The organism is Streptomyces sp. NPDC107550, assembly GCF_055639095.1.
Genome location: NZ_JBVKBC010000010.1, coordinates 221805 through 247978 on the forward strand (window position 1 = coordinate 221805; position 26174 = coordinate 247978).

Annotated in this window: 22 protein-coding genes; 6 read left to right on the forward strand and 16 right to left on the reverse strand. The window is 73.1% G+C overall.

All coding sequences use genetic code 11. The annotated features are described in order from the left end of the window. Positions 1-12: 12 nt before the first annotated feature. Positions 13-3897 carry a type I polyketide synthase gene (locus tag ACZ7LY_RS16835; RefSeq protein WP_471625342.1) on the reverse strand — a complete coding sequence of 1295 codons (3885 nt, stop codon included), beginning with the start codon at positions 3895-3897 and terminating at the stop codon, positions 13-15. Between the two features lie 360 nt (positions 3898-4257). Further along, the gene (locus ACZ7LY_RS16840) at positions 4258-4908 is read right to left on the reverse strand and encodes a TetR/AcrR family transcriptional regulator (protein WP_471625343.1); all 651 of its coding nucleotides are present in this window, start codon (positions 4906-4908) and stop codon (positions 4258-4260) included. A 352-nt stretch (positions 4909-5260) separates the two neighbouring features. Between ACZ7LY_RS16840 and ACZ7LY_RS16845 the strand changes: the two genes are divergently transcribed. Both ACZ7LY_RS16845 and ACZ7LY_RS16850 read left to right on the forward strand, forming a co-directional pair. After that, a complete protein-coding gene (locus tag ACZ7LY_RS16845; protein WP_471625344.1) occupies positions 5261-7441 on the forward strand; it encodes a LuxR C-terminal-related transcriptional regulator in 2181 nt (726 codons plus the stop codon). After that, positions 7438-8898 carry an FAD/NAD(P)-binding protein gene (locus ACZ7LY_RS16850; RefSeq protein ID WP_471625345.1) on the forward strand — a complete coding sequence of 487 codons (1461 nt, stop codon included), beginning with the start codon at positions 7438-7440 and terminating at the stop codon, positions 8896-8898. Before ACZ7LY_RS16845 ends, ACZ7LY_RS16850 begins: the two co-directional genes overlap by 4 nt. Before the next feature lie 127 nt (positions 8899-9025). Here the strand turns inward: ACZ7LY_RS16850 and ACZ7LY_RS16855 are convergent, their stop codons facing one another. The 13 genes from ACZ7LY_RS16855 to ACZ7LY_RS16915 form a co-directional block, all read right to left on the reverse strand. After that, positions 9026-10033, reverse strand: coding sequence for a transketolase family protein (locus ACZ7LY_RS16855; protein ID WP_471625346.1), 1008 nt, complete (start codon positions 10031-10033; stop codon positions 9026-9028). Beyond that, positions 10030-10863 carry a transketolase gene (locus ACZ7LY_RS16860; protein WP_471625347.1) on the reverse strand — a complete coding sequence of 278 codons (834 nt, stop codon included), beginning with the start codon at positions 10861-10863 and terminating at the stop codon, positions 10030-10032. Before ACZ7LY_RS16860 ends, ACZ7LY_RS16855 begins: the two co-directional genes overlap by 4 nt. Beyond that, positions 10860-12005: a M20/M25/M40 family metallo-hydrolase gene (locus ACZ7LY_RS16865; RefSeq protein WP_471625348.1), complete on the reverse strand. Its 1146-nt coding sequence runs from the start codon at positions 12003-12005 to the stop codon at positions 10860-10862. The genes ACZ7LY_RS16860 and ACZ7LY_RS16865 overlap by 4 nt, the downstream gene beginning before the upstream one ends. Next, a complete protein-coding gene (locus tag ACZ7LY_RS16870; RefSeq protein ID WP_471625349.1) occupies positions 12002-12874 on the reverse strand; it encodes a [LysW]-aminoadipate kinase in 873 nt (290 codons plus the stop codon). The genes ACZ7LY_RS16865 and ACZ7LY_RS16870 overlap by 4 nt, the downstream gene beginning before the upstream one ends. A 64-nt stretch (positions 12875-12938) precedes the next feature. Next, positions 12939-13973, reverse strand: a complete 1035-nt coding sequence (argC, locus tag ACZ7LY_RS16875) for an N-acetyl-gamma-glutamyl-phosphate reductase (RefSeq protein WP_471625350.1) — start codon at positions 13971-13973, stop codon at positions 12939-12941. Further along, a complete protein-coding gene (locus tag ACZ7LY_RS16880) occupies positions 13967-14845 on the reverse strand; it encodes a RimK family alpha-L-glutamate ligase (RefSeq protein WP_471625351.1) in 879 nt (292 codons plus the stop codon). Before ACZ7LY_RS16880 ends, argC begins: the two co-directional genes overlap by 7 nt. Then, positions 14842-15006: a lysine biosynthesis protein LysW gene (locus ACZ7LY_RS16885; RefSeq protein ID WP_471625352.1), complete on the reverse strand. Its 165-nt coding sequence runs from the start codon at positions 15004-15006 to the stop codon at positions 14842-14844. Before ACZ7LY_RS16885 ends, ACZ7LY_RS16880 begins: the two co-directional genes overlap by 4 nt. A gap of 326 nt (positions 15007-15332) precedes the next feature. After that, the gene (locus ACZ7LY_RS16890) at positions 15333-15992 is read right to left on the reverse strand and encodes a response regulator transcription factor (RefSeq protein ID WP_471625353.1); all 660 of its coding nucleotides are present in this window, start codon (positions 15990-15992) and stop codon (positions 15333-15335) included. Positions 15993-16159: 167 nt separating this feature from the next. After that, on the reverse strand, positions 16160-17443 hold the full coding sequence (locus ACZ7LY_RS16895) for an MFS transporter (protein WP_471625354.1): 1284 nt from the start codon (positions 17441-17443) through the stop codon (positions 16160-16162). Next, positions 17440-18819 (reverse strand): ATP-grasp domain-containing protein, encoded by a 1380-nt coding sequence (locus tag ACZ7LY_RS16900; protein ID WP_471625355.1) that lies wholly within the window; start codon positions 18817-18819, stop codon positions 17440-17442. The genes ACZ7LY_RS16895 and ACZ7LY_RS16900 overlap by 4 nt, the downstream gene beginning before the upstream one ends. 36 nt (positions 18820-18855) lie before the next feature. After that, positions 18856-20205 carry a DegT/DnrJ/EryC1/StrS family aminotransferase gene (locus tag ACZ7LY_RS16905; protein WP_471625356.1) on the reverse strand — a complete coding sequence of 450 codons (1350 nt, stop codon included), beginning with the start codon at positions 20203-20205 and terminating at the stop codon, positions 18856-18858. Further along, positions 20202-21275, reverse strand: coding sequence for a BtrH N-terminal domain-containing protein (locus ACZ7LY_RS16910; protein ID WP_471625357.1), 1074 nt, complete (start codon positions 21273-21275; stop codon positions 20202-20204). Before ACZ7LY_RS16910 ends, ACZ7LY_RS16905 begins: the two co-directional genes overlap by 4 nt. Then, positions 21272-21835, reverse strand: coding sequence for a hypothetical protein (locus ACZ7LY_RS16915; protein WP_471625358.1), 564 nt, complete (start codon positions 21833-21835; stop codon positions 21272-21274). Before ACZ7LY_RS16915 ends, ACZ7LY_RS16910 begins: the two co-directional genes overlap by 4 nt. Before the next feature lie 308 nt (positions 21836-22143). Between ACZ7LY_RS16915 and ACZ7LY_RS16920 the strand changes: the two genes are divergently transcribed. Genes ACZ7LY_RS16920 through ACZ7LY_RS16935 form a run of 4 tightly spaced genes read left to right on the forward strand, consistent with a single transcriptional unit; the run spans position 22144 to position 25828 of the window. Beyond that, on the forward strand, positions 22144-22881 hold the full coding sequence (locus tag ACZ7LY_RS16920) for a sulfotransferase-like domain-containing protein (RefSeq protein WP_471625359.1): 738 nt from the start codon (positions 22144-22146) through the stop codon (positions 22879-22881). Positions 22882-22923: 42 nt separating this feature from the next. Next, positions 22924-23538 (forward strand): adenylyl-sulfate kinase, encoded by a 615-nt coding sequence (gene cysC / locus ACZ7LY_RS16925; RefSeq protein WP_471625360.1) that lies wholly within the window; start codon positions 22924-22926, stop codon positions 23536-23538. Continuing rightward, positions 23535-24551 carry a sulfate adenylyltransferase subunit CysD gene (gene cysD / locus ACZ7LY_RS16930; RefSeq protein WP_471625361.1) on the forward strand — a complete coding sequence of 339 codons (1017 nt, stop codon included), beginning with the start codon at positions 23535-23537 and terminating at the stop codon, positions 24549-24551. The genes cysC and cysD overlap by 4 nt, the downstream gene beginning before the upstream one ends. A gap of 2 nt (positions 24552-24553) precedes the next feature. Then, entirely contained in the window at positions 24554-25828 is a 1275-nt protein-coding gene (locus tag ACZ7LY_RS16935) for a sulfate adenylyltransferase subunit 1 (RefSeq protein ID WP_471625362.1), read from the forward strand. A 247-nt stretch (positions 25829-26075) separates the two neighbouring features. Here ACZ7LY_RS16935 and ACZ7LY_RS16940 read toward each other — a convergent pair. Beyond that, a partial coding sequence (locus ACZ7LY_RS16940) for a helicase associated domain-containing protein (RefSeq protein WP_471625369.1) occupies positions 26076-26174 on the reverse strand: 99 nt, incomplete at its 5' end.

Sequence of the window (26174 nt, forward strand, 5' to 3'; positions counted from 1 at the left end):
TTGCACGGGGATTCAGCGTGTGGAGGACAGAGCAAGCTCCTCCAGGCGGGAGAGCGGGTCGGCGCCCAAGAGCTGGCCCGCCGTCACCTGGAGGCCGTGGTCCCGGGCGAGTTCGAGCCGGATCCGGCTGGCCATCAGCGAGTCAAGACCGTAGTCGGTGAGCGGGCGGCGGCCGTCCAGGTCGGAGGCGTCCATCCCGAGCGCCGCGCCCGCTATCTGCCGCAACGCGCCGGTGGCGTGGGTCCGTTCGGCCGGGGGCGGTTCCACCGGCGCGGGCGCGGACACAGGCGTAGGCGCCGCGGCGACCGGACGGCTCGGAGTGTGCGCCGTGCGCCGGGGGCGCGCCGGGAACAGGGAGCGACGGCCCGCCCGCGGCGTCGCGGTCGGCAGCCTGCGCAACCGGATGCCACGGAACGCGGCCACCACCCTGCCGTCCGGAGCGAGCACGGTCACTTCACCCTCGGACAGGGACGAACCCCGCGCCCGCCGCAGACGGCACACGCTCCAGAACTCGTCGGGCAGGTCCTCCAGCAGCCGCACCGAGCCGAAGGCGTGCGGGACGAACGACAGCGCCTCGGCGGCCGGAACCGTGGCGAGCAGCGGCTGGAGAGCCGCCTCCCAGGCCGCAGGGGACGCCGCTTTGGGGTGCCGCATCCGCGCCACCGCCTCCCCGGGCCCGCGCCACAACTGCTGGATGGACCGCAAGGGCTCTCCGATGCACAGTCCATGACGCTCCGTCACCTGATGGAAGGCGTCCGGGGACACATAGTTCCGGCAGCGGGCGAGCGCGCGGTCCAGGGATGCCGACGCGTCGGCGGACGCGCCGACTTCGTCCTCACGGACGAGCGCGGTGGCGCAGCGCACCGGGCGGCAGCCGTCGGCCACCGCCTCGACGACGGCGTGCCGGGTGCCCTCCGGGGTCGGTGCGCTCACCGTGGTGCGCAGGGTGACACGGCTGCCGGTGGTGATGTCGACCGGTTCGCCGCCCAGTTCCACATGCTCCAGGGAGTACATGCCGGCGGCTCCCGTGTCCCGTACCGCCGCCAGGATCGTCGCGGGGAACACCGCGGGCGGCACGGGCGCCAGACCGTGCAGCGTCACGGCGGGCGCCTCCGTCGGCAGACCCAGATCCTCCAGCGTGTCGCGGCGGACGTACGCGGATGCCTGCTCGGGGGAGTGGCAGGGCGGACGGCGGTAGGGCGCGGTGTCCCAGGCGTACCGGGGAAGCCGGACGGACGGCACCGGGCCGTCGTGCGGCCGCCGCCAGTCGATGCGGCCGCCCGCGGCGAACAACCTGCCCTGCGCGCACAGCAGATGGGTCGGCTCGTGCTCGCCGCGCCGCAGTGAGGCGATCGCCTCGCCGCCGGTCTCCGCGAGCGTCTCGTCCAGCGCGCCCTTGAGGACGGGGTGCGGGCCGATCTCGACGAAGACGCTGTCCTGCGCGCGGGCCATCGTGGACACGGTGTCGGCGAACCGCACCGGGCTGCGCAGGTTCTCCGCCCAGTACGCGGCGTCGAGCGCGGGCCCGCGCACCGCCTCACCGGTCACCGTGGAGAACAGCGGGACACCCGGCTCGGCCGGTGTGACATCGGCCAGTTCGGCCAGGATGTCGTCGTGCAGGGCGTCCATCAGCGGCGAGTGCGACGCGACGTCCACCTTGACCGGCCGGCACAGGACCCCGCGCTCCGTCAGCGTGCGGGACAGCTCCGCGAGGGCGGCGGGATCCCCGGAGAGGACCGTGTTGCTCGGCGCGTTGCGCGCCGCGACGCAGACAGCACCGGCGTACTCGGCGGCGGCCTCGGACGCGGTGGCGGCGTCGAGTTCGACGACGAGCATCGCCCCGCGACCCGCCGTGCGTTGCATCAGCGCGCTGCGGCGGCAGATGACGGCGGCGGCGTCCGCCAGGCTCAGGGCGCCCGACACGCACGCGGCGGCGACCTCGCCCATGCTGTGCCCCACGCAGGCGTCGGGGCTGACTCCCCGTGCGGCCCACGCGGCGGCGAGGGCGACCTGCACCGCCCACAGCACGGGCTGCACCCGTTCCACCCGCTCGGGCAGGGCGGCGGCGTGCAACTCCGCCACCACCGACCAGCCCGTCTCGCGCTCGACAGCGGCGTCGCACTCGCGCAGGCGCGCCGCGAACTCCGGGCAGGCATCGAGCAGTTCGCGTGCCATGCCCAGCCATTGCGACCCCTGGCCCGGAAAGACGAACACGGTACGAGGCGGTGCTCCGTACCGGGCGGCGGCGGTGCCGCCGTGTGCGATCCGCTCGCCCGCCGCCAGCGCGCGCAGGTGCCGCGTCATCTCGGCGGGGGAGTCCGCGACCGCCCACATCCGGTGCGGGAGGTGGTCGCGGCGGACCGCGGCCGCCGCGCAGACCGCTGCCAGGGACGGGGCGTCGGCGCCACCGGACTCCAGCAGCTCGGCGTGGGCCAGCGCCGAACGGAGCAGTGCGGGACGGGACTTCGCGGTCAGTACCAGCAACTGCGGTACGCGGTCCTGCGCTTCGCGGGCCTCGATGCCGACGCCGGTGTCGCCGGGGCCCGGCGCGGTGTGTGTCGCGTAGGAGCCGATGACCGCGTGCGCGTTGGTGCCCGAGAGGCCGAAGGAGCTGACTCCGACGAGCGCCGTCTCGGCGGCCGGCCGCAGTTCGGCCGTCTCGCGGGCGAGCCGCACCGGCAGCTCGCCGTCCGCGAGCAGCGGATGCAACTCGGCGCTGTGCAGGGACGCGGGAACCCGGCGGTGCCGGGCGACGAGGACGGCCTTGATGAAACCGGCGATACCCGCCGCTGCCTCGGCGTGCCCGATGTTCGTCTTGACCGAACCGGTCAGCAGCGTCCGCGTCGCGCCCGCCGGGCGCGCCTCGCTCCCGGGGTTCCCGCTGCCGTCGAACGCGGCGGCCAGCGCGCGGAGTTCGACGGAGTCGCCGACCGAGGTGCCGGTCCCGTGGGCCTCCACGTAGTCGAGCTGGCCCGGGGTGATGCCCGCGCTCCGGCACGCCGTCTCGATCATGTCGATCTGACCGTCGACGGACGGCTGGAGCAGCAGGCCGCTGGCCCGGCCGTCGTTGGTGACGGCGGAGCCGCGCAGCACGGCCAGGACCGGGTCGCCGTCGCGCTCCGCGTCGGCCAGCCGCTTCAGGATGACGACGCCGACGCCGTCACTGCGTACGAACCCGTCGCCGTCCGCCGCCCCGAACCGGCAGCGCCCGCCGGGCGACAGCATGCCGCCCTGCGAGTAGGCGATCGCGTCGTCGGGGCTGAGGACGAGATTCACTCCGCCCGCGACGGCGAGATCGCACTCCCCGGTCAGCAGGCTCTGGCGTGCGCTGTGCACCGCGACCAGCGACGACGAGCAGGCGGTGTCCAGGACGACGCTCGGTCCCCGCACGTCGAGCAGGTAGGACAGGCGCCCTGAGGTGATCGCGCGCAGCCGGCTCCCCACGACGTCGTGCACGTCGCGCTGTTGGGGGGAGGCGCCTCCTTCGGCGTACTCGGTCGTCGCCTGGCCGATGAAGACACCGGCGTGGGTTCCCGCGAGGGTGGACGGCGGAATGCCGGCCGCTTCGAGCGCCTCCCAGGTGACGTGCAGGAGGAGTCGCTGCTGAGGATCCATGGTCAGGGCCTCGGCGGGGGAGATCCCGAAGAACGGGGCGTCGAAGCCGAAGGCGTCGTTGAGGAAACCGCCGTGGGTGGAGACCGTCCGGCCCGGGGTGGCGGTCCCCGCGCTGGCGAAGCGGTCGATGTCGAACCGTTCGGGAGGAACGGTGGTCACGGCGTCCAGGCCGTCCAGCAGGTTGCTCCAGAAGGCGTCCACGTCGTCGGCGCCGGGAAAGCGACAGGCCATCCCCACGACGGCTACGGGCTGGTGGCCTTGTTCTTCTTCGGCGTGCTTCATCTCCAGGTCCGCCTTCGGGTGAGAGGCAGTGCCCCCGCGGGAACGCGGGGCACGAGGTCTGGTTCAGATGTGCGCGGTGCAAAATTATACTAAGAGTCAAGTTTGGTCTGGAGTCAATAGTTTGACGATGCGGGGGCCGCTCGGCGGGGTGTTCACGCCTTGCGCCCGCTCCGGGACCAGACTGCGGGCACGGCTGTCCGGAGTCGCTTCGCGCTCCGGGAGCGTGGCCGCGGGGGTGGAGGCGTCCCGCGGTCGCTCACGGGTTTCCGGGATCGCCGGACCGAAACGGCCGGTGCGCAAAAGAAACGCCGCGTGCGGCGCGCGCCGACAGGCGCACCGCACGCGACGTGGGACGTCGGCTCAGGAGGCGTCGGAACGGGGTGCGACCCAGCCGCGGTGGGCGTAGGACAGGCAGCCCGAGAGGATGATGCGGACGATCTCCCGCAGCTCGATGCGCAGGGGTGCGTGTGCCTGCGGCGCCTGGGACCAGCGGTAGAGATGCCCCAGGTAGGCATCGCGCAGCATGTTGCCGACGCGGGCGGGGTCGACGTCCGGGGCGATGTCGCCGCGGGTGCGGCCGGCCTCGATGATCTCCGCGAAGATCTCCGCGGTGTACGGCTCCTCGAAGAGGGGGCGGCCCGACTTGACCCAGGCGGCGAGCATGGCGGGCACGACGTCCCGCTCCTTCTCGTTGAACTCCGCGAGGATCGCCATGCAGCGTTCCAGGTACACCGCGACGTCGTCGTGCGGGCCGCGCGGCGACTGCTCCAGCATCTCGACGAGGTGCTGCCTGCGCTTGTCCGCCCAGGCGAGGACGATGTCCTCCTTGCGCTGGAAGTAGTTGAAGAAGGTGCCCCGGGCGACGTCCGCGCGCTCCGCGATCTGATCGATCGTCGTCCGCTCGTACCCCTGCTCGGCGAAGAGGGTCAGCGCGGACGCGTAGAGCCCTTCGCGGACCCGCTGTTTGCTGCGCTCCCGTCGCCCCATCGGGAGCGAGCTTGCGGCTGTCATAGGGGTTACGCCTCCCTGGCCGTCACGTTAATTGAACCATAGTACAACCTTTTGGCTCGCTTCCTAGGGGCGGGGGAGGCGGGTTCGGGACAAGTTCCCAGCAAGGAGTGTGGTGGTGGACGGATTCCCGCTCTCCTGGGGCGTGAGGTCTGCCGCCATATATGTACTTCAGTACAAACTTGACTCCAGTGCAACTCGCTGACCAGGAACAAGAGTTGACGGTGCGTGGGCGGGCGAGCGCTATGTACGGAATGTGTGTTCTGTCCTTGCGCGTGACGGTTGAGTGATCATGAAGTGCGGTCTATAAATGGACTCCGGTTCATTTACTGGACTCCTCAAGGAGCGTCCGCTGATGCACGTGACTCTTCGTACCGAACGCTCGGCCATCGGCCAGGACGACGCGTGGCGCTGTACGGTCTCCGCCGTGCAACTGGCCCAGGCGGGCGTGAGTGTCGTCCTGCTGGTCGAAGGGGGCACGGGCAGCGGCAAGACGCTCCTCCTGGACGACGCGGTCAACTGGGCGCGGACGCGCGGGCTGACTGTCGGCGGCCTGGCCGATGTCACCTCCGGTGACGCCGACGGCGCGCCGACACCCGCGGGGGAGCCGCGCCTGCTGGCCGTCGACGACGTGGAGGCGCTGTCCGCGCCCGCGGAGCGGAACTTACGCGCGGCCATCGGCCATCCCGGCAACGGCCCGACGGTGTGGCTTCTCGCCGTGCGGCCCGGAGGCAGCGCGGAACGGTTGTTCCGCGACTGCCCGACCGTCGTCACCCGCACCCTGCTCCACCCCCTCGCGCCGGACCGGGCGCGCGCGCTCGCCGCCCGGCTGCTGCGGTTCCATGAACTGCCGCCGCACGTGGCGAGGCTGGTCTCGAGCGCCCACGGCGACCCGCAGCTCATCACGGCCCTCGCGCACGGTCTGGAGGAGGAGGCCGCGACATCGACCGTGCGGCCCGGCGACCCGGCGGCCCCGGAGCGCCTCGCGCCCGTCCGCCGGGCCGTCGAACGCCGACTGGCGGACCTCACCCCCGCCGCGCGCGACGCGCTGTGCCGTGCCGCCGCCGAGACGGAGCCCGCAGCGGACGAGCCCCCGCGCGTGGCGCGGCCCGACGCGCTCGCGCCGTTCCTGCGGGACGCCGTCACCGCCGCTGTCCTGCTGCGCGTCCCTGACGGGTCGCTCGCCTTCACCAGCGAACTGCTGCGCGGCGTGCTGGCCGCCCGCCAGGCGTCATGCGTCCCGCAACCGCCCCTTCCCTCGGCGCCCGGAGAGGAGCAGAACCCCGAAGTCGTGGCCCAGGTCGAGGAGTTGTGGCAGACCGGCCACGCCGTCGAGGCGCTGCGGATCGGGCGCGAGGGCCTGGCCGGTGACGCGGGAGCGGTCCCCGGGGCACCCGATGCCGCGGCCCTCGCCGTGTCCGTGGCCGACAAGCTGGTCGCCACCGGACAGCTCGACGCCGCTTGGCGGGTGCTCGGACATGCCCCCGTACGACAGGGGCAGGGCGCGGCGAGCGCCGCCGGGCTCGGCACCCGTACCGGCACCGGCACCGATGACGGGTGGCGCGCGTTCGTCCGGGCTCGCCTCCAACTCCGGTGCGGGCGGCTCGGAGCCGCGCTCCGGACGGCCCGAGCACTCGGCGGGGAGGAGGAAGGACCGGACGCCGCCGTGCTGCGGTCCTCAGGGCAGGCACTGTCGGCGCTGATCGCGCTCCGCCGAGGGGATCTCCTGGCGGCGGAGGCGTACATGGACGGCTGCCTCGCGGAACCCGAAAGCCGCGAACTGCCGTACGGGCCACCGCTGAGCGGCTGGGTCCGGGCCCAGTTGACCGAGGCGCGGCACGGCGCCCGCTCCGCCGTCGCCCTCGTCAACGGCCCCGAAGGCGCGCGGCGCCCCTGGGACAGGCCCGCCCTGTATCTGGAGGAGCCCGGCGCCGCCGCCTGGATCGTGCGGCAGGCCGGGGCGGCCGGTGACCCGGCGCTCGTCACGCACGTCCTGGAGGTCACCGCGCGGCTCGCCGAGGAGAACGCGGCGCTGCCGCAGGCCGTGGCCGTGCACGAGCACGCGCGTGGTCTCGCGCAAGAAGATCCCCGCGCGCTGCGCGCGGCAGCCACCGGGCACGCCTGCTCCTGGGCGCGGGGCTCGGCATGGGAGGACCTCGCCGTCGTCTCGCTGCGGGCCGCGTCCCCGCGGCGCTCCGCCTGGATCGACGAACTGGAGCAGGCACGCAAGGCGTTCCGCGCGTGCGGCGCCGACCGGGACGCGGCCCGCGTGGAGCAGCGGTTGCGCACCGCCGGGCACCACACCGCGCCCCGGCGGTCCGGCCGCGGCGGCGGTACGGGCTGGGAGAACCTGAGCGAGGTCGAGCGGACCATAGCCCACCTGGCCGGAGCGGGATTGACGAACCGGCAGATCGCGCCGCGGGTCTACCTCTCTCCGCACACCGTCAACTACCACCTCCGCCGGATCTATCCCGTCCTGGGCGTGGGCTCGCGCGTCGAACTCGGCAGCGCCCTGCGGAAGGTACGCGTCTCGTGAACCCCACTACCCGTCCCGCCCGCACCGTCGCGGTCGTCGGAGCGGGGGCCGCCGGCGCCCTGACCGCCGTCCACCTCCTGTCCCGGGCCGCCGCGTCAGGCACCCGCCTCGACATCGCCCTGATCGACCCCGCGCCGGGCACCGGGGCAGGGCCCGCCTACCGCACACGCGACGACCGGCACCTCCTGAACGTCCCGGCGGCCCGCATGAGTGCCTTCGCCGACGACCCGGGCCACTTCCAGCGCTGGCTCGTCGCCCGCGACCCGGCCGCGTCACCTGGCGCCTACCTGCCGCGCGCGGTCTACGGGCGGTACATCGACGACGTCCTTCGCGGCGCGGCCCGTACGAGCGCCCCGGCCCGGCTGCTCCGCGTATGTGACGAGGCCACCGCCCTCCGGCACACCGGCGCGGAACTGACGCTCGCGCTCGCCTCGGGCGACGAAATGCGGGCCCATGCCGTCGTTCTGGCCCTGGGCGGCGGCCCGCCGGCCACCGACTGGGCCGGCCCGGCCCTGCGCACGAGCCCCCGGTTCATCGCCGACCCGTGGGCCCCCGGAGCGCTCGACGGCCTCGCCACCCGCACCGACGTACGCGACGTACTGCTCGTCGGCACCGGACTGACCATGGCCGACGCCGCCGTCACCCTCGCCGCGCCGCACCGGACGCTGTACGCCGTCTCCCGGCACGGGCTCGTGCCCCACGCGCACCGTGACCCGGCGGCCGAGCCCTTCGCGCCGTGCCCGCTCGACGGCGCCGCCGGCCTGGACGCGCTGCGGCGCGCGATCCGGCGCCACCTGGCGGCGTGCCGCCGCGAACGCGGCGACTGGCGGCCCGGCCTGGACGGGCTGCGCCCGCTGACCGCCGCACTGTGGCAGCAACTGCCCGTCGCGGACCGGGCCCGCTTCCTCCGCGAGGATCTGCGCAGCTGGGAGGTCCATCGCCACCGGCTCGCGCCCGGCACGGCCCGCCGCGTCGACGCGCTCCGCGGCGACGGCCGGCTGCGCGTGGCCGCCGCCGAGATCATCGGCAGCACACCGCGCCGGGACGAGGTCGACGTACGTCTCAGTGACGGCCGACGCCTCACCGTGTCGGCCGTCGTCAACTGCACCGGCCCGCAGGGCGACTGGCGGCGTACGTCCAACCCGCTCGTCGCCGATCTGCTCCGGCACGGGCGGGCCCGGCCAGGTCCCGCGGGGCTCGGCCTCGACACCCGCGACGACGGCCTCCTCGTACCGGCCTACGGGCCCGCCGCCCCCGTCCGGGCCCTCGGTGCCGCCCGCCGTGGCACCCTGTGGGAGACGACGGCCATGCCGGAGATCCGCGCGCAGGCCCAGGAGATCGCGGCCCATGTCCTGGCCGAACTCGCCCCGGACGACGCCCTCGACGGGGTCCCGTCCGGCTCCGCGACCGTCTCCGCCCGCCCGCCGCTCGCCACCGTGGAGCGGACCCCGGACTGACGCGGGGCTGACACGCGGCGCGCGCGACAGGACGACTAGAATCCCGCCCGCCGGTCCACCCGGACGAACGCCCGTCCCCGCACAGGCTGCTCGGTGCGGGGACGGGCGTTCGTCGCGGCGGCCCGAGTCAGAGCCGGGCCAGGATCCGCTGCGCGTGCTCCAGTACCGCCTCCGTCGTGATGCCGTTGCGGCGCAGCAGGTGTTCATGACCGCCGCTGCCCGTGGCGAAGTGGTCGCCGACGCCCACCCGGAGCACCGGGACGCCCGGAGCGCCGCCGGCCACGACCTCCGCGACGGCCGAGCCGAGGCCGCCGCCGACCCAGTGCTCCTCGACCGTCACCAGCCCGGCCGTCGACCTGGCAGCCGCAAGCAGGGCCTCCTCGTCCAGCGGCTTCACGGTGTGCACGTTGAGCACGTGCGCGCCGACGCCCCGGGCGGCGAGGAGGTCGGCCGCCTCCAGTGCGCGCAGCACCGGGTACGGGCCGGTCGCCACCAGCGTGACGTCCGTACCCCGGCGCAGGACCTGCGCCTTGCCGAGCCGCAGCGGCTCCGCGCCGGCCGGCAGCGCGGGGGTCGCGCCGCGGCCGAGCCGCAGATAGACCGGGCCCGGCAGGGCGTGCGCGGCGCGCACCAGGGTGCGGGTCTGCGCGGCGTCCGCCGGGACCAGCACCGTCATGCCCGGCAGCATCCGCATCACCGCCAGGTCCTCCAGGCAGTGGTGGGTGGCGCCGAGGTGCCCCGCCGCGAGACCGCTGTGCGTCGCCGCGATCCGCACGGGCAGACCGGTGCGGGCCACGTCCAGCTTCACGGACTCCAGCGCGCGGGTCGTCGCGAAGGTCGCCATGGTGTTGACGAACGGGCGGTGGCCCGTCGCCGCCAGGCCCGCCGCGACGCCCATCAGGTTCTGCTCGGCGATGCCCACGTTCACGTACCGCTGTGCGAGGTCGCCCCACTCGACCGGGCCGAACAGCCCGGTGTCGCTGTCCAGGCAGACCACGCGCGGGTCGGCGCGCATGAGGTCGACGAGTTCGTCCCGGTACACCTCGCGGTTGGGCCGGGGCGGGTCCGGCGGTGCCTGCGGCGCGCGCGGCGCGGGCGGGTCTTCCAGCAGGGTCTGCGTGTCCGTCATGGTCATGCCTGTACTCCCTTCGGCAGGGCGGTGGAGAGGGCCCGCAGAGCCCGCTGCCGCTGCCGGTCGTTCAGCTTCGCGTAGTGGCTGCGGGTCTGGCCCTCCACCTGCGGCATCCCCTTGCCCTTGACCGTGCGGGCGATGACCGCCCGGGGCCGGCCGGACCCGGGCTCCGGCGGGCGCAACGCCCGCTCCAGCGCGGCCGGGTCGTGGCCGTCGACCTCGTGCACATCCCAGCCGAACGCCGCCCACCGGTCGGCCAGCGGCTCCAGCGCGGCGTTCGCCTCGGTGGAACCGGTGATCTGCAGGCAGTTGCGGTCGATGACGGCGACCAGCCGGTCGAGGCGGTGCGTGCTCGCGGCCATCGCCGCCTCCCACACCGAGCCCTCCTGCAACTCCCCGTCGCCCATGACGACGTAGCAGTACCGGTCGGCGCCGTCGAGCCGGAAGCCCAGCGCGTGCCCCACCCCGACGGGCAGTCCGTGGCCGAGCGCGCCGGTCGGCCACTCGACGCCCGGGATACCGGCGTGCGGGTGGGCGGTCAGCGGCGCGTCGGGCCGGGCGTACCGGCCGACCTGGTCCTCGGGGACGAACCCGTGCTCGGCGAGGGCCGCGTACAGGCCGATCGCGCCGTGCCCCTTGCTGAGCACCAGGACGTCCCGGCCGGGGTCGTCGGGATGCTCCGGGTCGATCCGCAGCACCGAGGAGTACAGCGTCACCAGGATCTCGGTCAGGGAGAGCGAGCCGCCGAGGTGGCCGCCCTCCGGGTTGGCGCACATGTCCACGACGCGGCGCCGCATGCGCGCCGCCCGTTCGGTCACCGTGATGGTGTTCATAGCAGGACCGACCCGACGAGGCCGGAGTTCCTCTCCGTGAGCGGTTTCGGCGCGGGGCCCGGTTCCAGGTCGGTGCCGAGGGCCGCCAGGGCCCGGCGCAGCACGTCGACCCCGCGCAAGTAGTCCTCGATGAGGATGTGCTCGTTGTCCGCGTGGTCGAGGGCACTGTCGCCGGGCCCGTACGTCGCCATCGGTACGTCCCAGACCTCGGCCAGGGTGTTCATGTCGGAGGTGCCCGCCTTCACCTTCCAGGAGGGCCTGTGGTGATGGCCGCGGATCGCCCCGGACAGCGCCCGCACCACCGGGTCCGTACGGTCGGTGCGGCACGCGGCGACCGAGTTGACCAGCTCGAGCCGGCCCTTGGGCAGCTTCGCGGCGAGCCGGTCGAGGAGCCCGTCCACGTCGTACAGCGGCGGGGTGCGGACGCTGAACTCCGCCTCCGCCACCACCATGTCGCCGTGCAGCGACACCAGCGTCGGACCCGGCGTGGCGAAGCTGTGGTTGCCGCTGTCCGGGCCCAGGACGTCAAGCAGCGTCCGCCACGCGGTACAGGCCAGCTCGGTCGCCTTCGGCGTCGGGTTGGAGGGGTGCGTCGGCTCGCAGCGGACCCGGAACGACAGATCCGTCTTGCCCTTGTAGCCGACGACGACGGTGTCCCAGCCGCTGGGTTCGCCGACGATCAGCGCGTCGGGCCGCGGATGCCGCGCGCGCACGTGCATCGCGCCGCGCGAGGACGGCGTCTCCTCCTCGACGGCGCCGATCACGGTGAGCCGCCCCGGGAACCCGTCCGCGACCGCACCGGCGGCGGCGCAGATCATCGCGGCGAACGGACCCTTGGCGTCCACGGCACCGCGCCCGTACAGCCGGTCGCCCTCGACGCGTACGGGAATGTGGCCGGGCACGGTGTCCATGTGGCTCAGCAGCATCACCGAGGGGCCGGAGCCGGTCCCGATGGTGCCGACCGCGTTCCCCACGTCGTCGAGCCCGGCGGTGAAGCCGAGATCACGCATGAGCCGGACGGCGCGGGCGCCCACCGCGGCCTCCTCGCCGGAGGGGGAGTCCACCTCCAGAAGCTCGCGCAGCACACCGACGCTGAAAGGCTGCGAGGACGTGCCGAAGTCATGGTTCTGCTGGACGGTCATCCCGTCATCTCCCTCTGCGTGTCGGGGTGCGTGCCGCCGGGCGCGGGGGCGGCCCGCCCGACCGTCACCTCGGTGCCGGCGCCGTCGAGCGCCGCGCTCACCGGGGTGTCCGCCGCGCCGCCCGCGACGACGACCCGGCCGCAGCCGAGCCGCAGCGCCTCACGGGCCGCGACCAGCTTCAGGCCCATGCCGCCGCCGCGCTGCACGGGCGGACCCTCGGGCGGCACCGCGCAGCGGCCGAGCACGGAGGACGGGTCGTCGGGGTCGGCCAGGACGCCCGGCGCGCCGGTGAGCAGCACCAGGGCGTCGGCCTTGAGCGCCCCCGCGACGGCTGCCGCCGCCCGGTCGGCGTCGGCGTTGACCGGCTGTCCGTCCTCGGCGAGAGCGGGCGGCGAGACGACCGGCAGCCGGCCCGCGTCCAGCAGGTCCGTCAGCAGGCGGGTGTTCACCTCGGTGATCCGGCCGGTGTGGTGGTCCCGGACGATGGTCGCGCGGCCGTCCACGACGGCGCGCAGCGCGGACTTGCGCCGGGCGCGCAGCAGGCCGCCGTCGAGACCGGTCAGCCCGACCGCCTCGACGCCGTGCCGCTGGAGATGGCCCACCAGGCGGGGCTTGGTCAGCCCGGCGAGGGCGAGCTGGACGATCTCCAGCATCGGGCCGTCGGTGTACCGGGTGCTGATGCCGTCCGGCGCGGTGAGCCGGCGGGACACGACGCCCGTACGGGCCGCCAGCCGTTCGATGTCGGCGGAGCCGCCGTGCGCCAGCACCAGCCTCCTGCCCGGGGCGGCGAGCCGGGCCAGGTCCGCGCAGACGGCCTCCGTGTCGACGGCGGCGTTGCCCCCGCACTTGACCACGATGGTCTCGGTCATACGGCGTTCCCCTTCCTCTCGGTCTTCTCGGTCCCCGAGGCCCAGGGCCTCCGAAGGACAGGCCCTAGTTGGGGTGCAGCCCGCTGAACTCCAGGCCGGTGTCCTCGCGGTGGCCGAACCGGATGTTCATGCACTGCACGGCGTTCCCGGCACCGCCCTTGACGAGGTTGTCGAGAGCGCTCACCGCCACCGCGTGGGTGCCGTCGCGGGACAGCGCGAACCCCACGTCGCAGTAGTTGGAACCGGAGAGGATCTTCGGTTCCGGCAGCCGGTGGTCACCGCGCTTGCGGGCGACGACCCGGACGAACGGCTCCGCCGTGTACGCCTTGGTGTACGCCCGCCGCAACTGCACCTCGTCGACCTCCTCGCGCAGCGTCAGCCGGCACACGACCTGCACGCCGCGCACCGCCTCGACGCCGGTGGCGCTCATCCGGACGGGAAGCCCGGTCGCCTGCGCGATCTCCGCCTCGTGCCGGTGCTCGGTCGGCGCGAACAGCCGCATGGCGCCGCTGCGTTCGGCGTGCAGGTTCGACGGCCCGGCCGTGACGCCCGAGCCGCTGGAACCGGTCCGCGCGTCGACCAGCACCTCGCCGGTGACGAGCCCCGCCTCCACGGCGGGCACCGCCGCGAGGATGCCGGCCGTCGCCATGCAGCCCGGCACCGCGATCCGGTCGGCGGTGCGCAGCGCCTCGCGGTGGTACTCCGGGAGCCCGGTGACGAACGACGGCAGCAGATCACTCGCCTCGTGGGCGACTCCGTAGTAACGCTCGTACGTGCGTGGGGAGTCGAGCCGGAAGTCGCCGGACAGGTCGATGACGGTGGCCGCGGCCCGCAGGTGCTCGCGCATCCGCCGCATGGTCGTGGTGTGCGGCAGCGCGAGGAACAGCACGTCGAGCGGGGGAGCGGACGCCAGCTCCGCGTGCGACCGGAACGTCAGGTCGGTGCGGCCCCGCAGATTGGGGTGCGCCCCGTCCACGCGCTTGCCGGCCAGTGAGTCGGACGTCACGAGGGCCAGGTGGACGTCGGGGTGCCCCAGCAGGAGCCGGAGCAGCTCCCCGCCGATGTAGCCGGATGCCCCGGCCACGGCCACGTTCAGCATGGCAGGCTCGCCTCCAGATGGTCGATGATCAGGTCGGCCAGGGACAGCTCGTCGCCGTGGGCCCGCTGGAACCCGGAGAACTCGACCCCGTGGTTCACCTCCAGGACGCACAGCCCGCCGTCCGCGTCCTCCAGGACGTCGACCCCGGCGAGCACGGCACCGGTACTGCGGGCCGCGCTCACCGCCAGCTTGGCCAGGTCGTCCGAGAGGGGACAGCGGTGGCTGACCGCGCCCCGGGCGACATTGGTGCGCCAGTCCGCGCCGCTGCGGTAGATCGCGCCGACCGCCTCGTCACCGATGACGACCACACGGATGTCCCGCTCGGGCTTCGGCACGTACTCCTGTACGTAGACGATGTGGCTGTCGGTGCCGGGCAGAGCCGCCACGTAGTCCAGCACCGTGCGGGCCGTGGCCGGATCCGGCAGATAGCTGACGAGCCGCCCCCAGGAACCGACCAGCGGCTTGATGACGGCGGGGTAGCCGAGCGCGGCGAGCGCGTCCAGTGCCGCCTCGGGAGTCAGCGCGAGCGCGGTGCGCGGTGTCGGCAGGCCCGCGTCGCGCAGGGCGACCGACGTGCGGTACTTGTCGCCGCACACCTCGATGGAGCGCGCGGAGTTCAGGACCCGCGCGCCCGCCGCCTCCAGCATCCGCGCTCCGTGCACCGCGCGGGCCAGGCCGATCTCCCGGTTGAGGACGACGGACGCGGCCGGCACCGCCCCGTGGAGGGGCTGCCACGCGGTGCGCGAGTCGATGAACGTGTACGCCACCCGGCGGCGGTCCATCGCCTCCAGGATGCGCTTCTCGTCCGCGCGCACCCGGGAGGCGAGCACCGCGCACACCGGCTCGGCGGGCGCCGTCGAAAGGGTGGTCACTCGCCCCAGTCCTCTTCGACCTCGGGGGCGAGGCCGACCTGGACGGGGTCGACGGTCAGCACTTCGAGTTCAACGGCACAACCTCCGCATTCCAGGATCTCGTTGGTCTTCGGCTGACCGGTCAGCGGCAGATCGGTCTCGCATTCGGGGCACGCCAGCATGGAAATCTCCTTGAAGGTCCGCGGAGTTCTCATCTCTCCGCTGCTTTTCCCTTACTGCCTCAAGTACAGCTCCGCGTACGGTGAATGGGTATCGCTCACGGAACGATCCGCGCGTACGCTCCGCGGGGAATTCCGCGCGGGTCCGTAATCATGGTGACGACGTACTCGCGTCCCTGCGTCAGGGAGAGATCAGGGGGAACGCGGAATCGTTCTCCGCGGTGTTCCGTGTTGCCGGCGTGCGGACATGCGGACGGGGCGCCGTCCGTGCGGGCGGCGCCCCGTGCGTCATCCGGCGGCGGGCCGGTGCCGGGTCGATGGCGGGTCGCTCAGGAATCCGCGGCCCCTGAGATTGCGACGGGCCGCCCGACGAGGCCGGTGCGGTAGGCGTAGGCGACGAGCTGGGCGCGGTCCTTGAGGCTCAGCTTGTGCCGGATCCGGTAGATGTGCGTGCGCACGGTCGTCAGCCCGATGAACAGCAGCCGGGCGATGTCCTCCGGGGCACTGCCCCGGCCGATGAGGACCAGGATCTCCCGCTCGCGCTGGGTCAGCGTCTCCATCTCGTCCTCCCCGGCGGCCGGCTCGGGGAAGTCCTTGCGCAGGAACCAGGTGCGCAGTTGGTCGACTATCTCCGGGCTGAACGCCGTCTGGCGGGCGTGGACACGGTGGATGGCGTCGATCACCTCGCTGCGAGTGGCGTCCCGCCGGATCAGACCCCGGACGTCGGCCGCGATCAGGCGGGCCGTGCTGTCGCCGTGGCACTCGTCGTACAGCACGACGAACGCCGGGGGCGCGGCCGGGCCGCCGGCCGTGGCGTCCTGCACCCGGCGCACCAGCTCGACCGCTTCGTCCGCCGCGCCGAGCCCGACGAGGACCACGTCGGGCGGGTGCTGTACCACCGCGCGCAGCGTCGCCGTGTCACCGTCGGCCGTTCCGGTGACGGCGATGTCGTCGGTGGCGGCCAGCATGGTGTGCAACCCCTCACGCATCAACGGGAGCTGATCACAGATCAGGACCCGTATCGCTGTCTCGTGGGGCGCTGGCCGCTCGTTCTCCGCGCGGAGCGCCGCCCGACCGGCCCCGGCACGGGGGGCCGGCACCGGGGCGCGCGCGTGCAACCGGTGGACCGCGGGCCGCCCTGCGGCGGTGGGGGCCGTCATGACCGGTCCCGCGACGGTTCGGCGGCGGCCAGCGAGGTGCGCGCCGGTTCGCCGACCGGTCCCGGCGCCGGTGCCGATGCCGATGCCGATACGGATGGGCCCTCGGCGTCCGCTCGCCGCCGCAGCCCCGTCAGCGACCAGGCGACGACCCCGCTCACGGCCACCACCGCGGACACCGTCAGCAGGACGGGCTGGATGCCGACCGCCCCCGCGATCAGACCCGACACGGCCGGGGCCACCAGCGACCCGGTGGCCTGCATCGCGCGCCACAGGGCCATGGCCCGGCCGTGGTGCTCGGTGGCGACCCCGCGCAGCAGCGCGATCCGGCACGCCGGGCCGAACAGGCCGACGGCCACACCCCAGACGAACACGCCGCCGAAGGCCACGGGGACCCGGTCGGTGCCGATGTATACGGCCTCGCCCACGGCGATCAGCACCACCGAGAACGGCAGGAAGCGGGCGTCGTCGAGCAGCCGCTTCCACCGCAGCATCAGCAGCGTCGCGCCCAACAGCCCCACTCCGAAGATCACTTCGATGGTGGCGAACGTGCTCGCGGGGCGTTCCAGGACCTCACGTACGTACAGCGGCTCCAGCGGTCGGAAGGCGCCGTTGGCCAGCGACGTGACGAGCGTGAGCAGCAGCGCGGCGGCCACGGAGAAGGAAGCCATGAGGCTGCGCATCCCGATCCGTCCGGTCGTGCCGTCGGACGCGGGGCGCCGGGTGCCGCGCACGGACACGAAGACGCCGCCGCCCAGGAGGGAGATCGCGGCGATGACGGCGAAGGCGCTCACCGTGCCCCACAACGCGATGCACAGCGCGGCCGTCGTCGGCCCGGCGATGAACGGCAGGCTCGTAGCGAACCCCATCCAGATACTGGAGTTCACGTGCTCGGCCCGTCCGGGCAGCCAGCTCGGCATCGCGTCAGCGGCCGGCTGGGCGAACGCCCGGGCGACCCCGGATGCCAGGGTCACCAGCCACAGCAGCGGTGCCGTGTCCGTGGTGATCATGGCGAGGGTGGAGATGACGCTCGCGGCGCTCGCCACGATGCCCACGCGGCGCGGCCCGGCCGAGTCGATGATCTGCCCGACGGGCCGGCTCAGCAGGACCGAGGGGGCGCCCCACGCCACGGCGATCGCCGCCATGTACCCGGCGTCCTCGTCGAGGGTGAACGTCGCCTTGGACTCGATGACGATGAGCAGCGCCCAGTAGGCGATCCCGATGAGGCTCTGCCCGAACACGATCTTGTGCAGCGGCGTCGGCCGCCTCGACCCCCCGCTCACCGGACGGCCCCCGCGAGGGAGGCGGCCCGGTAGAGCCCGGAGCGCTCAAGACGCCGTACGGCCTCGTAGTCGCGCTCGATCGCGGCCGGATCGGCGTCGAGGAGGGCCAGATGGTCGGGGGAGGAGAACAGGTCGACGGTCTTACGCACCGGGGTGCCCGCCCGCAGCCCGCGCACCGAGCCCATCAGCGTGGGCAGCGCCAGCAGTTCGTCGAGCGCGGGCCCCGCCGCCAGCTCGCCGTCGAACGGCGCGATCAGGGACACCACCCGCAGGCGTCGGTCGAAGCGGTACACACGCCCCGGGAGTTCGTCGAAGGAGCCCGGGTCGAGGCACGCCTGAACGGTCAGGTCGACCTGACTGGTCCCGGTGGCCGTACGGTGCAGCTCAGGATCGTCGGCGCCCTGGATCCGCGCCCCGCTCTCGATCAGCACGGGCCCGCGCGGAGTGAGCATCACCTCGCTGTGGGCGGGGCCGTTGCGGATGTCGAGCGCGTCCAGGACCAGGGTCAGGTAGTCGCGCAGGCACTGCTGCTCGGGGCCGTCGCCCGGGACCAGTTCCTCCCAGTCGTAGACCAGTTCGCCGCCGGGCAGCCGGGTGCGGACGTCCCGCCAGATCTCGTTGACGTAGTGCCGGCCGTCGCGGCTGACGCTGTTGACGAAGTACTGGCGTCCGGTGAGGAGTTCCTGCGCCAGGACGACCTGGTTGTGGCCGCCGAGCTGGTTCACGGCGTGGTGGATGTGCGCGAACGCCGCGCGGACCTGCGCCGCGTCGGCGCAGAACGCGACGGAGTCGGAGCCGCAGCTGTCCACCGGCTTGACCACCAGCGGCCAGTGGCCGCCCCGGTCGGCCCAGGCGATCAGCTCGCCGGCGTCCTCGGAGACGAGGCTCGCCGCGTGGTCGACCCCCGCCCGGCGCAGGGTCTCCACCATGGCGTACTTGTCGCGGCGGACGGCGGAGGAGGCCGCCGGGTTCCCGGCCAGGCCCAGCCGTTCGGCGAGCGCGTCGGTGAGCGCGACGCCCGGCTCGGCGCCCGCCACGACGAACTCCGGCTCGTACCGGGCGAGTTGGTCGGCGGTCGCGGTGACGTCGCCGCGATGGACGACGGTCTCCAGGAAGTCGTCGGGGCGGAAGTTGTTCACGTACACGGGCGGCAACGGGTCGCTGCTGTGGACGGCGACCGCCCGCCAGCCCTGCTCGCGGAAGGCGGGGGCCAGATGGGCGCCGGTGGACACCGGATCGACGATGACGACGGTCCCGGAGGCCGGCGCGTGCGCGGACGGGCTCGCGGTGCCGGTCCGCCGCCCGCTGCGCGCGGCGGCACCGGGCACAGCGGGCGTGACGGTGGGGGGCTGGGATGTGTGGATGACATCGGTCATGCGTCCACGCTAGGAAGCACCCCTGCCGCGCTTCGACTACTCGTGTGAGTAGCCGCGTGCGAGGTGTACGACGTCGTCGAGGTGGGCGAAGACCTTCTCGAACCCCGCCGCGTACGCCTCCAGGGCAGGCCCCGCCTCCGGGTTGAGGTGGCGTTTCTGCAAGGTGAGCGAGTCGTCGACGACCTGCCGCGTCACCGGCACCTCGGGCTCCCGGCCCACCTGCTCGCCGCCCGCGGTCGCCCAGGGGTGCCCGTGCCCGAAGCCGACGCGGTCGGTGAACACCTTCTGGTCGCTCAGCGGCATCAGCTGGTACCGGGACACCGGGACGCCCTCCGCGCGCAGCAGCCGGTGCAGGGCCGCACGGAACGCCCCGGGGGCGACGCCCTCGTAGCCCGCCGCGGCCGGGTCGAACCGGAAGCGCAGGATGTGCCAGGCGTGGGTGCTGCCGGCGGCGACGGTCGGCACGACGAGTCCGGGCAGCCCGGCGATGCGGTCCAGGAAGCGGGTGACCTGCTCCTCGCGCGCCGCCTCGTACGCGTCGAAGCGATCCAGCTGGGAGAGCGTGAACGCGGCCTGCACGGAGCTGAGTTTGCTGTTCCAGCCCAGCCGGTACGAGATGTAGTCGCGGTCCTTGCCGGCCTCGATCACCTCGCCGAACTGCCGGATCAGCCGTGCCTTGCGGGCCAGTTCGGCGTCGCCGGTGACGAGCAGTCCGCCCTCGCCGCACGTCGGCAGGTTCTTGGTGACCTGGAGACTGAACGCGCCCGCGTCGCCCAGGGAGCCCACCGGGCGGCCGTGGTAGCGGGCGCCGTGCGCCTGCGCGGCGTCCTCGACCACGGCGAGACCGTGGCGGCTCGCGAGGTCGTTCAACTCGTTCATCGGCGCCGGGTGTCCGTGCAGGTGGACGGGGAGGATCGCCGCCGTCCGCGGACCGATCAGCGACGCCACCGCGTCCGGGTCGAGGGTGAAGGTGACCGGGTCGATGTCCGCGAAGACCGGCACCGCCATCTGGTGCAGCGGCGCCAGACCGCTGGCGATGAAGCTCAGCGCGGGGACGATCACCTCGTCGCCGGGCCCGATGTCGAGGGCCGCGAGGGCGGTGGTCAGCGCGGTGGTGCCGTTCGAGGTGCCCACGCACCAGTCGACACCGCACCGCTCGGCCCAGGCGTCCTCCAGCCGGCTCACCGGACTCTCGCCGTTCACGTTCGACACCAGTGGCGCACCGTCCAGGGTGGACAGGACCGCGTCACGGTCGGCGTCGGTGATCACCGGCCAGGTGGTGGAGCGCAGCCTGCGCGGGACGACGGGGGCGCCGCCGAACACCGCGAGGGTGTCGGGGGAGCGCCGGACGGCGGCGGTCGTGGTCGGGGCGCTCTGCACGGTCACAGCGTCTCCTTCGCTTCGGTGAGGGCCTCGACCGCGGTGGCGTACGCGCGGCCCAGGGTACGGGTGTGGGCCGCGAGGTCCGCGGCGATCCCGGCGGAGTCCTGCGGATGGGCGGTGGCGTGCGCGGCGGTGACCCGCACCCCGGTCCAGGCGTGCGCGACGGCCTCGACGCGGCGACCCGCCTCGGCGAGGACCGGCCGGCCGGCCGCGCCGCCCCACGTACGCAGGAACTCGCCGTGCAGCGCGGCCTGCGCCTGCATGCCCCAGCCGAACGGGTACACGTGCTGGAGAGCACCGCTGCCGCCGCCTGCCGCGCGCCGCGCCACGTCGTCGAGGAAGAACCGCAGTCCGGCCAGGCCGACGTGGTCGCCGCCCGGGTCCGGTGACGGCGCGGCGAACAGGTCAAGGCTGTGCCCGATCGCCCGGGCGAGCAGCTCGGGCCCGGTCGCGGGGAACGGCCCGCCGACGTCGATGGTCAGGTAGCGGCGCTCGATGCTGGTGTCGCTGAAGAAGGCGTCCTGCTCGTCGCTGGGGTTGCCCGAGGTCCACGCGTCGAGGAACGCGCCGACCGGGATCGCCCCGCTGAACGACGGCGGCATGGCGTCCGCGACCGACACCGCCCCGGCGTCCTCGTCGATCCCGGTCACGGTCACCAGGTGCGCGGCGTGCACGTCGTGATAGGCGGGCCGGAACGGCAGGTGGAAGTTGTCGACGGCGGCGACCACCGTCCGTCCCTCGGCGAGCCGGTCGCGCAGCTCCGCGAGACCGTCCTGGCCCGCCCGGTGCCACCGCGAGCGCACCGGGTGGTGCGGCATCAACGCGCCGGCCAGGCCGGTCCCGTCGGGGCACGGGAAGCAGAACTCCTCGCTGGTCACCTTCCCGGGCTGGTAGCGGAACTCCCAGTGCAGCCCCAGCACCGGCAGCGGGTCGTGGCCCGCGCGCAGCAGAGCGCGGGCGAAAGTCGCCTGGAGGCAGCTGACGGCGTCCCGGTACCAGAGGCCGTCGCCTCCGGCGTCGTCGGCGGGGGAGTCCTGGCGCGTGTGGGGCGCGGGTGCGCTCACCGTGGTCATGAGACGTTCCTCCTGGTCAGGGCGGGCGGGGTGCTCTGCAACGTCAGAGCGAAGACGTGCACGGCGACATGGCGCGGTAGCCGCAGCCCGCACACGGGCGTCTGCCGGGTGACGGGGACGCGCACGCCGAACACCCCGGCGGACACACGCTGTTGCACGTGGTGCGGGTAGTGCATGGCAGGCGTCCGGCAGGCCACGCTCTCCCCGAACCACGCGGGCGCGTGCCACAGGTCGGAGACGCGCAGCGGCTCGAAGTCGACCTGGCCGTCGGCGAAGTGCACCGCGACCTCCGTCTCGCTCCGCCGCTCACTGGTGGCCAGCAGCCGGATCCAGTCGTAGTGCCCCTGGGGGACCGTCAGGTACTGCCCGGCGCAGCGGACGTTGTCGTACGGGGAGTCGGCGCCGCCCAGGACGAAGGGAACGCCGTCGACGACCGTCGTGGAGCCGGCGTCCGGGAAATGCCGGGCGGGAATCGTGTTGCGCCACACATTGAGCCGGCCGTTTCCCTTGCCGGACTCCGTGGTGACCGATGTGTTGTCGAGAAGGGCGCTCAGATCCACCGTGTGAAAAGGTTCCCACGGGAGTTCCGGAATCGGCCCTTCGAGGACTTCGGAATCGTGCGTCGCAGGCTTCATCTGTCCGAAGGTAGGGGTACGCCCACACCCCGCGCGTCAGCGCCGGCGGGGAAATCGCGGCTGCCGAGAACGTTGCCCGCGACCCCTCTCCTCGCCCTCAGCACGACAGTGAGACAGCCACACGTAATTGTCCCGATGAGATCCCCCGCAGCCCATTTTCCGGGTGAAAGGCGGGGGTACGTTGCAGGGCGTCCCGCAATCACCGTTCACCCGTGTGTGAAGGAGAGACGCCCGTGGATTCCTCCCGCTCGATCCTCGCCCTGTGGAGCGCGCCGCGATCACGCTCCACCGCGTTCCTGAAGATGATGTCCCAGCGCGGTGACCACACCGTCCTGCACGAGCCGTTCTCCCACGTCGCCAACTTCGGCTCGACGACCGTCGCCGGCCGCACGGTCCGCGACGAACGGGAACTGATCACCGCCATCCTCGAACTCGCCGAAGAGGGGCCGGTGTTCTTCAAGGACACGACCGACTTCGCGTACCCGGAGCTGCTCGCCGACACCTCGTTCCTGCGCGAGGCGACCCACACCTTCATCGTCCGGCACCCCGCCGAGGCCATCGCCTCGCACTACGCCGTCAATCCGTCCCTCACCCAGGAGGAGATCGGGTTCGAGAGGCTCGCCGGCATCTTCCGCGCCGTCGAGGAGGCGAGCGGCCGGACCCCGGTCGTCATCGACTCCGACGACCTGATCCGCGACGCGCGGGCCACGGTCCGCGAGTACTGCGCCCGGGTCGGCGTCCCGTATCTGGAGTCCGCCCTCAGCTGGCAGCCCGAGATGCGCGAGGAGTGGGTCGGCACCAAGGTCTGGCACGAGTCGACCAGCCGCTCCCAGGGCTTCACCCCGACCGCCCTCAGCTATGCGCGCTATCCCGGCAACGACCCGCGGCTCGCGGCTTTCCTCGCCCACCATCTGCCGTTCTACGAGGAACTGCACGCCCACCGCCTCGCCGTGACCGCTCCGACGGGCTGACCCACCCGACCCCCATCCCGTGCCGAGGAGGCCACGAATCTCATGCCCACGAGCCCCGTTTCCCTGAACCCCGCCCCACCCCCGGCCGCGGCGACCGCGGGCGCCACCGTCTGGCTGACCGGACTGCCCAGCGCGGGAAAGTCGACCATCGCCCGCGCTCTCGCCCAGCGCCTCGAAGCGGAGCACCGGCCCGTCGAAGTCCTCGACGGCGACGAGATCCGCTCGTTCCTCTCGGCGGGCCTCGGCTACAGCCGCGAGGACCGCGACACGAACGTACGGCGTATCGGCTTCGTCGCCGAACTCCTGGCCCGGCACGGGGTGGTGACGCTGGCCCCGGTCATCGCTCCTTTCGCGGACAGCCGGGAAGCGGTCCGCCGCCGTCACCACCGGTCCGGCACCCGCTACCTGGAGGTGCACATCGCCACCCCGGTGGCGGTCTGCGCGCAACGCGACGTCAAGGGCCTGTACGCCCGCCAGAGCGCGGGCGAGCTCTCCGGCCTCACCGGCGTGGATGCCCCCTATGAAGCCCCCCTCGCCCCCGACCTGCGGATCGACCCGAACACCCAGACCGTCGCCGAGTCAGCGGCGGCGGTGTACGAGCTGCTGCGCGAGAGCGGAGCGCTCCGGCGGCCCCTCATGGAAGGAGACGCGGCATGACAGCTCCCGTCGTGTCCGACACCGACAGCCCCCGCGACCACGAACAAACGCACTCCGCGAAGCGGCCCGGCCGTATACCGGCCCGCGACGGCACCGCCCCGCCGCCCCTCGCCGGCGCCCGTGCTTTGAGTCACTTGGACGTTCTGGAGTCTGAGGCGGTGCACATTTTCCGGGAGGTGGCGGGTGAGTTCGAGCGGCCGGTGATCTTGTTCTCCGGCGGGAAGGATTCCATCGTCATGCTGCATCTGGCGTTGAAGGCGTTCGCTCCGGCGTCGGTGCCGTTCTCGCTGCTGCATGTGGACACCGGGCACAACTTCCCCGAGGTCATCGAGTACCGCGACCGGGTGGTCGCCGCGCACGGGCTGCGGCTGCACGTGGCGTCCGTGCAGGACTACATCGACCGGGGCGTTCTCAGGGAGCGCCCGGACGGCACCCGTAACCCGCTCCAGACCGTGCCGCTGACGGAGAAGATCCAGACCGAGCGGTTCGACGCGGTGTTCGGCGGCGGGCGGCGCGATGAGGAGAAGGCCCGCGCGAAGGAGCGGGTGTTCTCGCTGCGCGACGAGTTCTCCCAGTGGGACCCGCGCCGTCAGCGCCCTGAGCTGTGGCAGCTCTACAACGGCCGCCACGCCCCCGGCGAACACGTCCGCGTCTTCCCGCTGTCCAATTGGACCGAGCTGGACGTGTGGCAGTACATCGCCCGCGAGAACATCGAACTCCCGGAGATCTATTACGCGCACGAGCGGCCCGTGTTCAGCCGTAACGGCATGTGGCTGACGGCCGGCGAGTGGGGCGGCCCGAAGGAGGGAGAGAGCGTCGAGACGCGGCTGGTCCGTTACCGCACGGTCGGTGACATGTCCTGCACCGGAGCGGTCGACTCGGATGCGACGACCATCGAGAAGGTCATCGCGGAGATCGCCGCCTCCCGGCTCACCGAACGGGGCGCCACGCGCGCCGACGACAAGATGTCCGAGGCCGCGATGGAAGACCGCAAGCGCGAAGGGTACTTCTAGACATGACGATCACCGCCGAACCGGCCACGGAGACAACAGCCACGACCCTGCTGCGCCTCGCCACCGCCGGCTCCGTCGACGACGGCAAGTCCACGCTCGTGGGCCGCCTCCTCCACGACTCCAAGTCGGTCCTGTCCGACCAGATGGAGTCCATCTCCCGCTCCGGGACCCCCGATCTGGCCCTGCTCACCGACGGCCTGCGGGCCGAGCGCGAACAGGGCATCACCATCGACGTCGCCTACCGCTACTTCGCCACACCCCGCCGCCGCTTCATCCTCGCCGACACCCCCGGCCATGTGCAGTACACGCGCAACATGGTCACCGGCGCCTCCACCGCCGAGCTGACCGTCATCCTCGTCGACGCCCGCAACGGTGTCGTCGAGCAGACCCGCAGGCACGCGGCGATCTCCGCGCTGCTGCGCGTCCCGCACGTCGTCCTCGCCGTCAACAAGATGGACCTCGTCGACTACCAGGAACCCGTCTTCGCAGCGATAGCCGACGACTTCGGCGCCTGCGCCCGCGAGCTGGGCATCCCCGCGGTCACCGCCATCCCCATCTCGGCCCTCGCCGGGGACAACGTCGTCGAACCCTCGGCGAACCTGGACTGGTACGCGGGCCCCACCGTCCTCGAACACCTGGAGACGGTACGGGTCACGCCCGACCCCGAGCGCGAACCGGCCCGGCTCCCCGTGCAGTACGTCATCCGCCCGCAGACCGCCGAACAGCCCGACTTCCGCGCGTATGCGGGGAGGATCACCTCGGGCGTGCTGCGCGTCGGGGACACGGTGAGCGTGCTGCCGGCCGGCCGGACCACGACGGTGACCGCCATCGACGTCCTCGGTACGGGCACGGAGCAGGCGCGGGCACCGCAGTCCGTGTCCGTCGAACTCGCCGACGCCGTCGACGTGGCCCGCGGGGACATCATCGCACCGGCCGCCCAAGCACCGGACCTCACGCGGGAGTTCGAGGCGACGGTGTGCCATGTCGCGGACCGGTCGCTGCGGGCGGGCGACCGGGTACTGGTCCGGCACGCGACCCGCACGGTACGCGGCGTCGTCCGCGCCGTCCCGTCGAAACTGTCCCTGACCGACCTCACCCACCACGAGGAGACCACCGAACTGACCGCCAACGACATAGGCCAGGTCCTGATCCGCACCGCAGAACCACTGCCCCTGGACGACTACACGCACTGCCCGGGCACCGGCTCCTTCCTCCTGATAGACCCGGCAGACGGCAACACACTCTCAGCAGGCATCACCCACACCCCACCCCGCTGACCACAGGGGCCCGCCCTCCCCGACGGGCCCCAAAGCCCCGCCCCACCGCGCGGAGTAGGTGTTCTTGGGGGCCTTGCCCTGCGGGCCGTACAGGGTCGATGCCTGCGCCGCGCCTTCATAGGTGGTGGCGAAGGGGAACTCCTCGCACTCCTCGCGGTCGATCTTGGCGAACTACGCCGCGCCCGCTCCGCCGCGCGCCGGGACCCTGCGCGAGCGGGAGCTGACGGACCACCGTTGGTGGGGGGGGCTATGCCCAGGTCATGCCCAGTTCCCGCAGTGCGTCCCGCTGTTCCTGGGTGAGCTTGTCGCGCCGTGCGCGGGTGTTGGATACCCATACGCCCAGCCG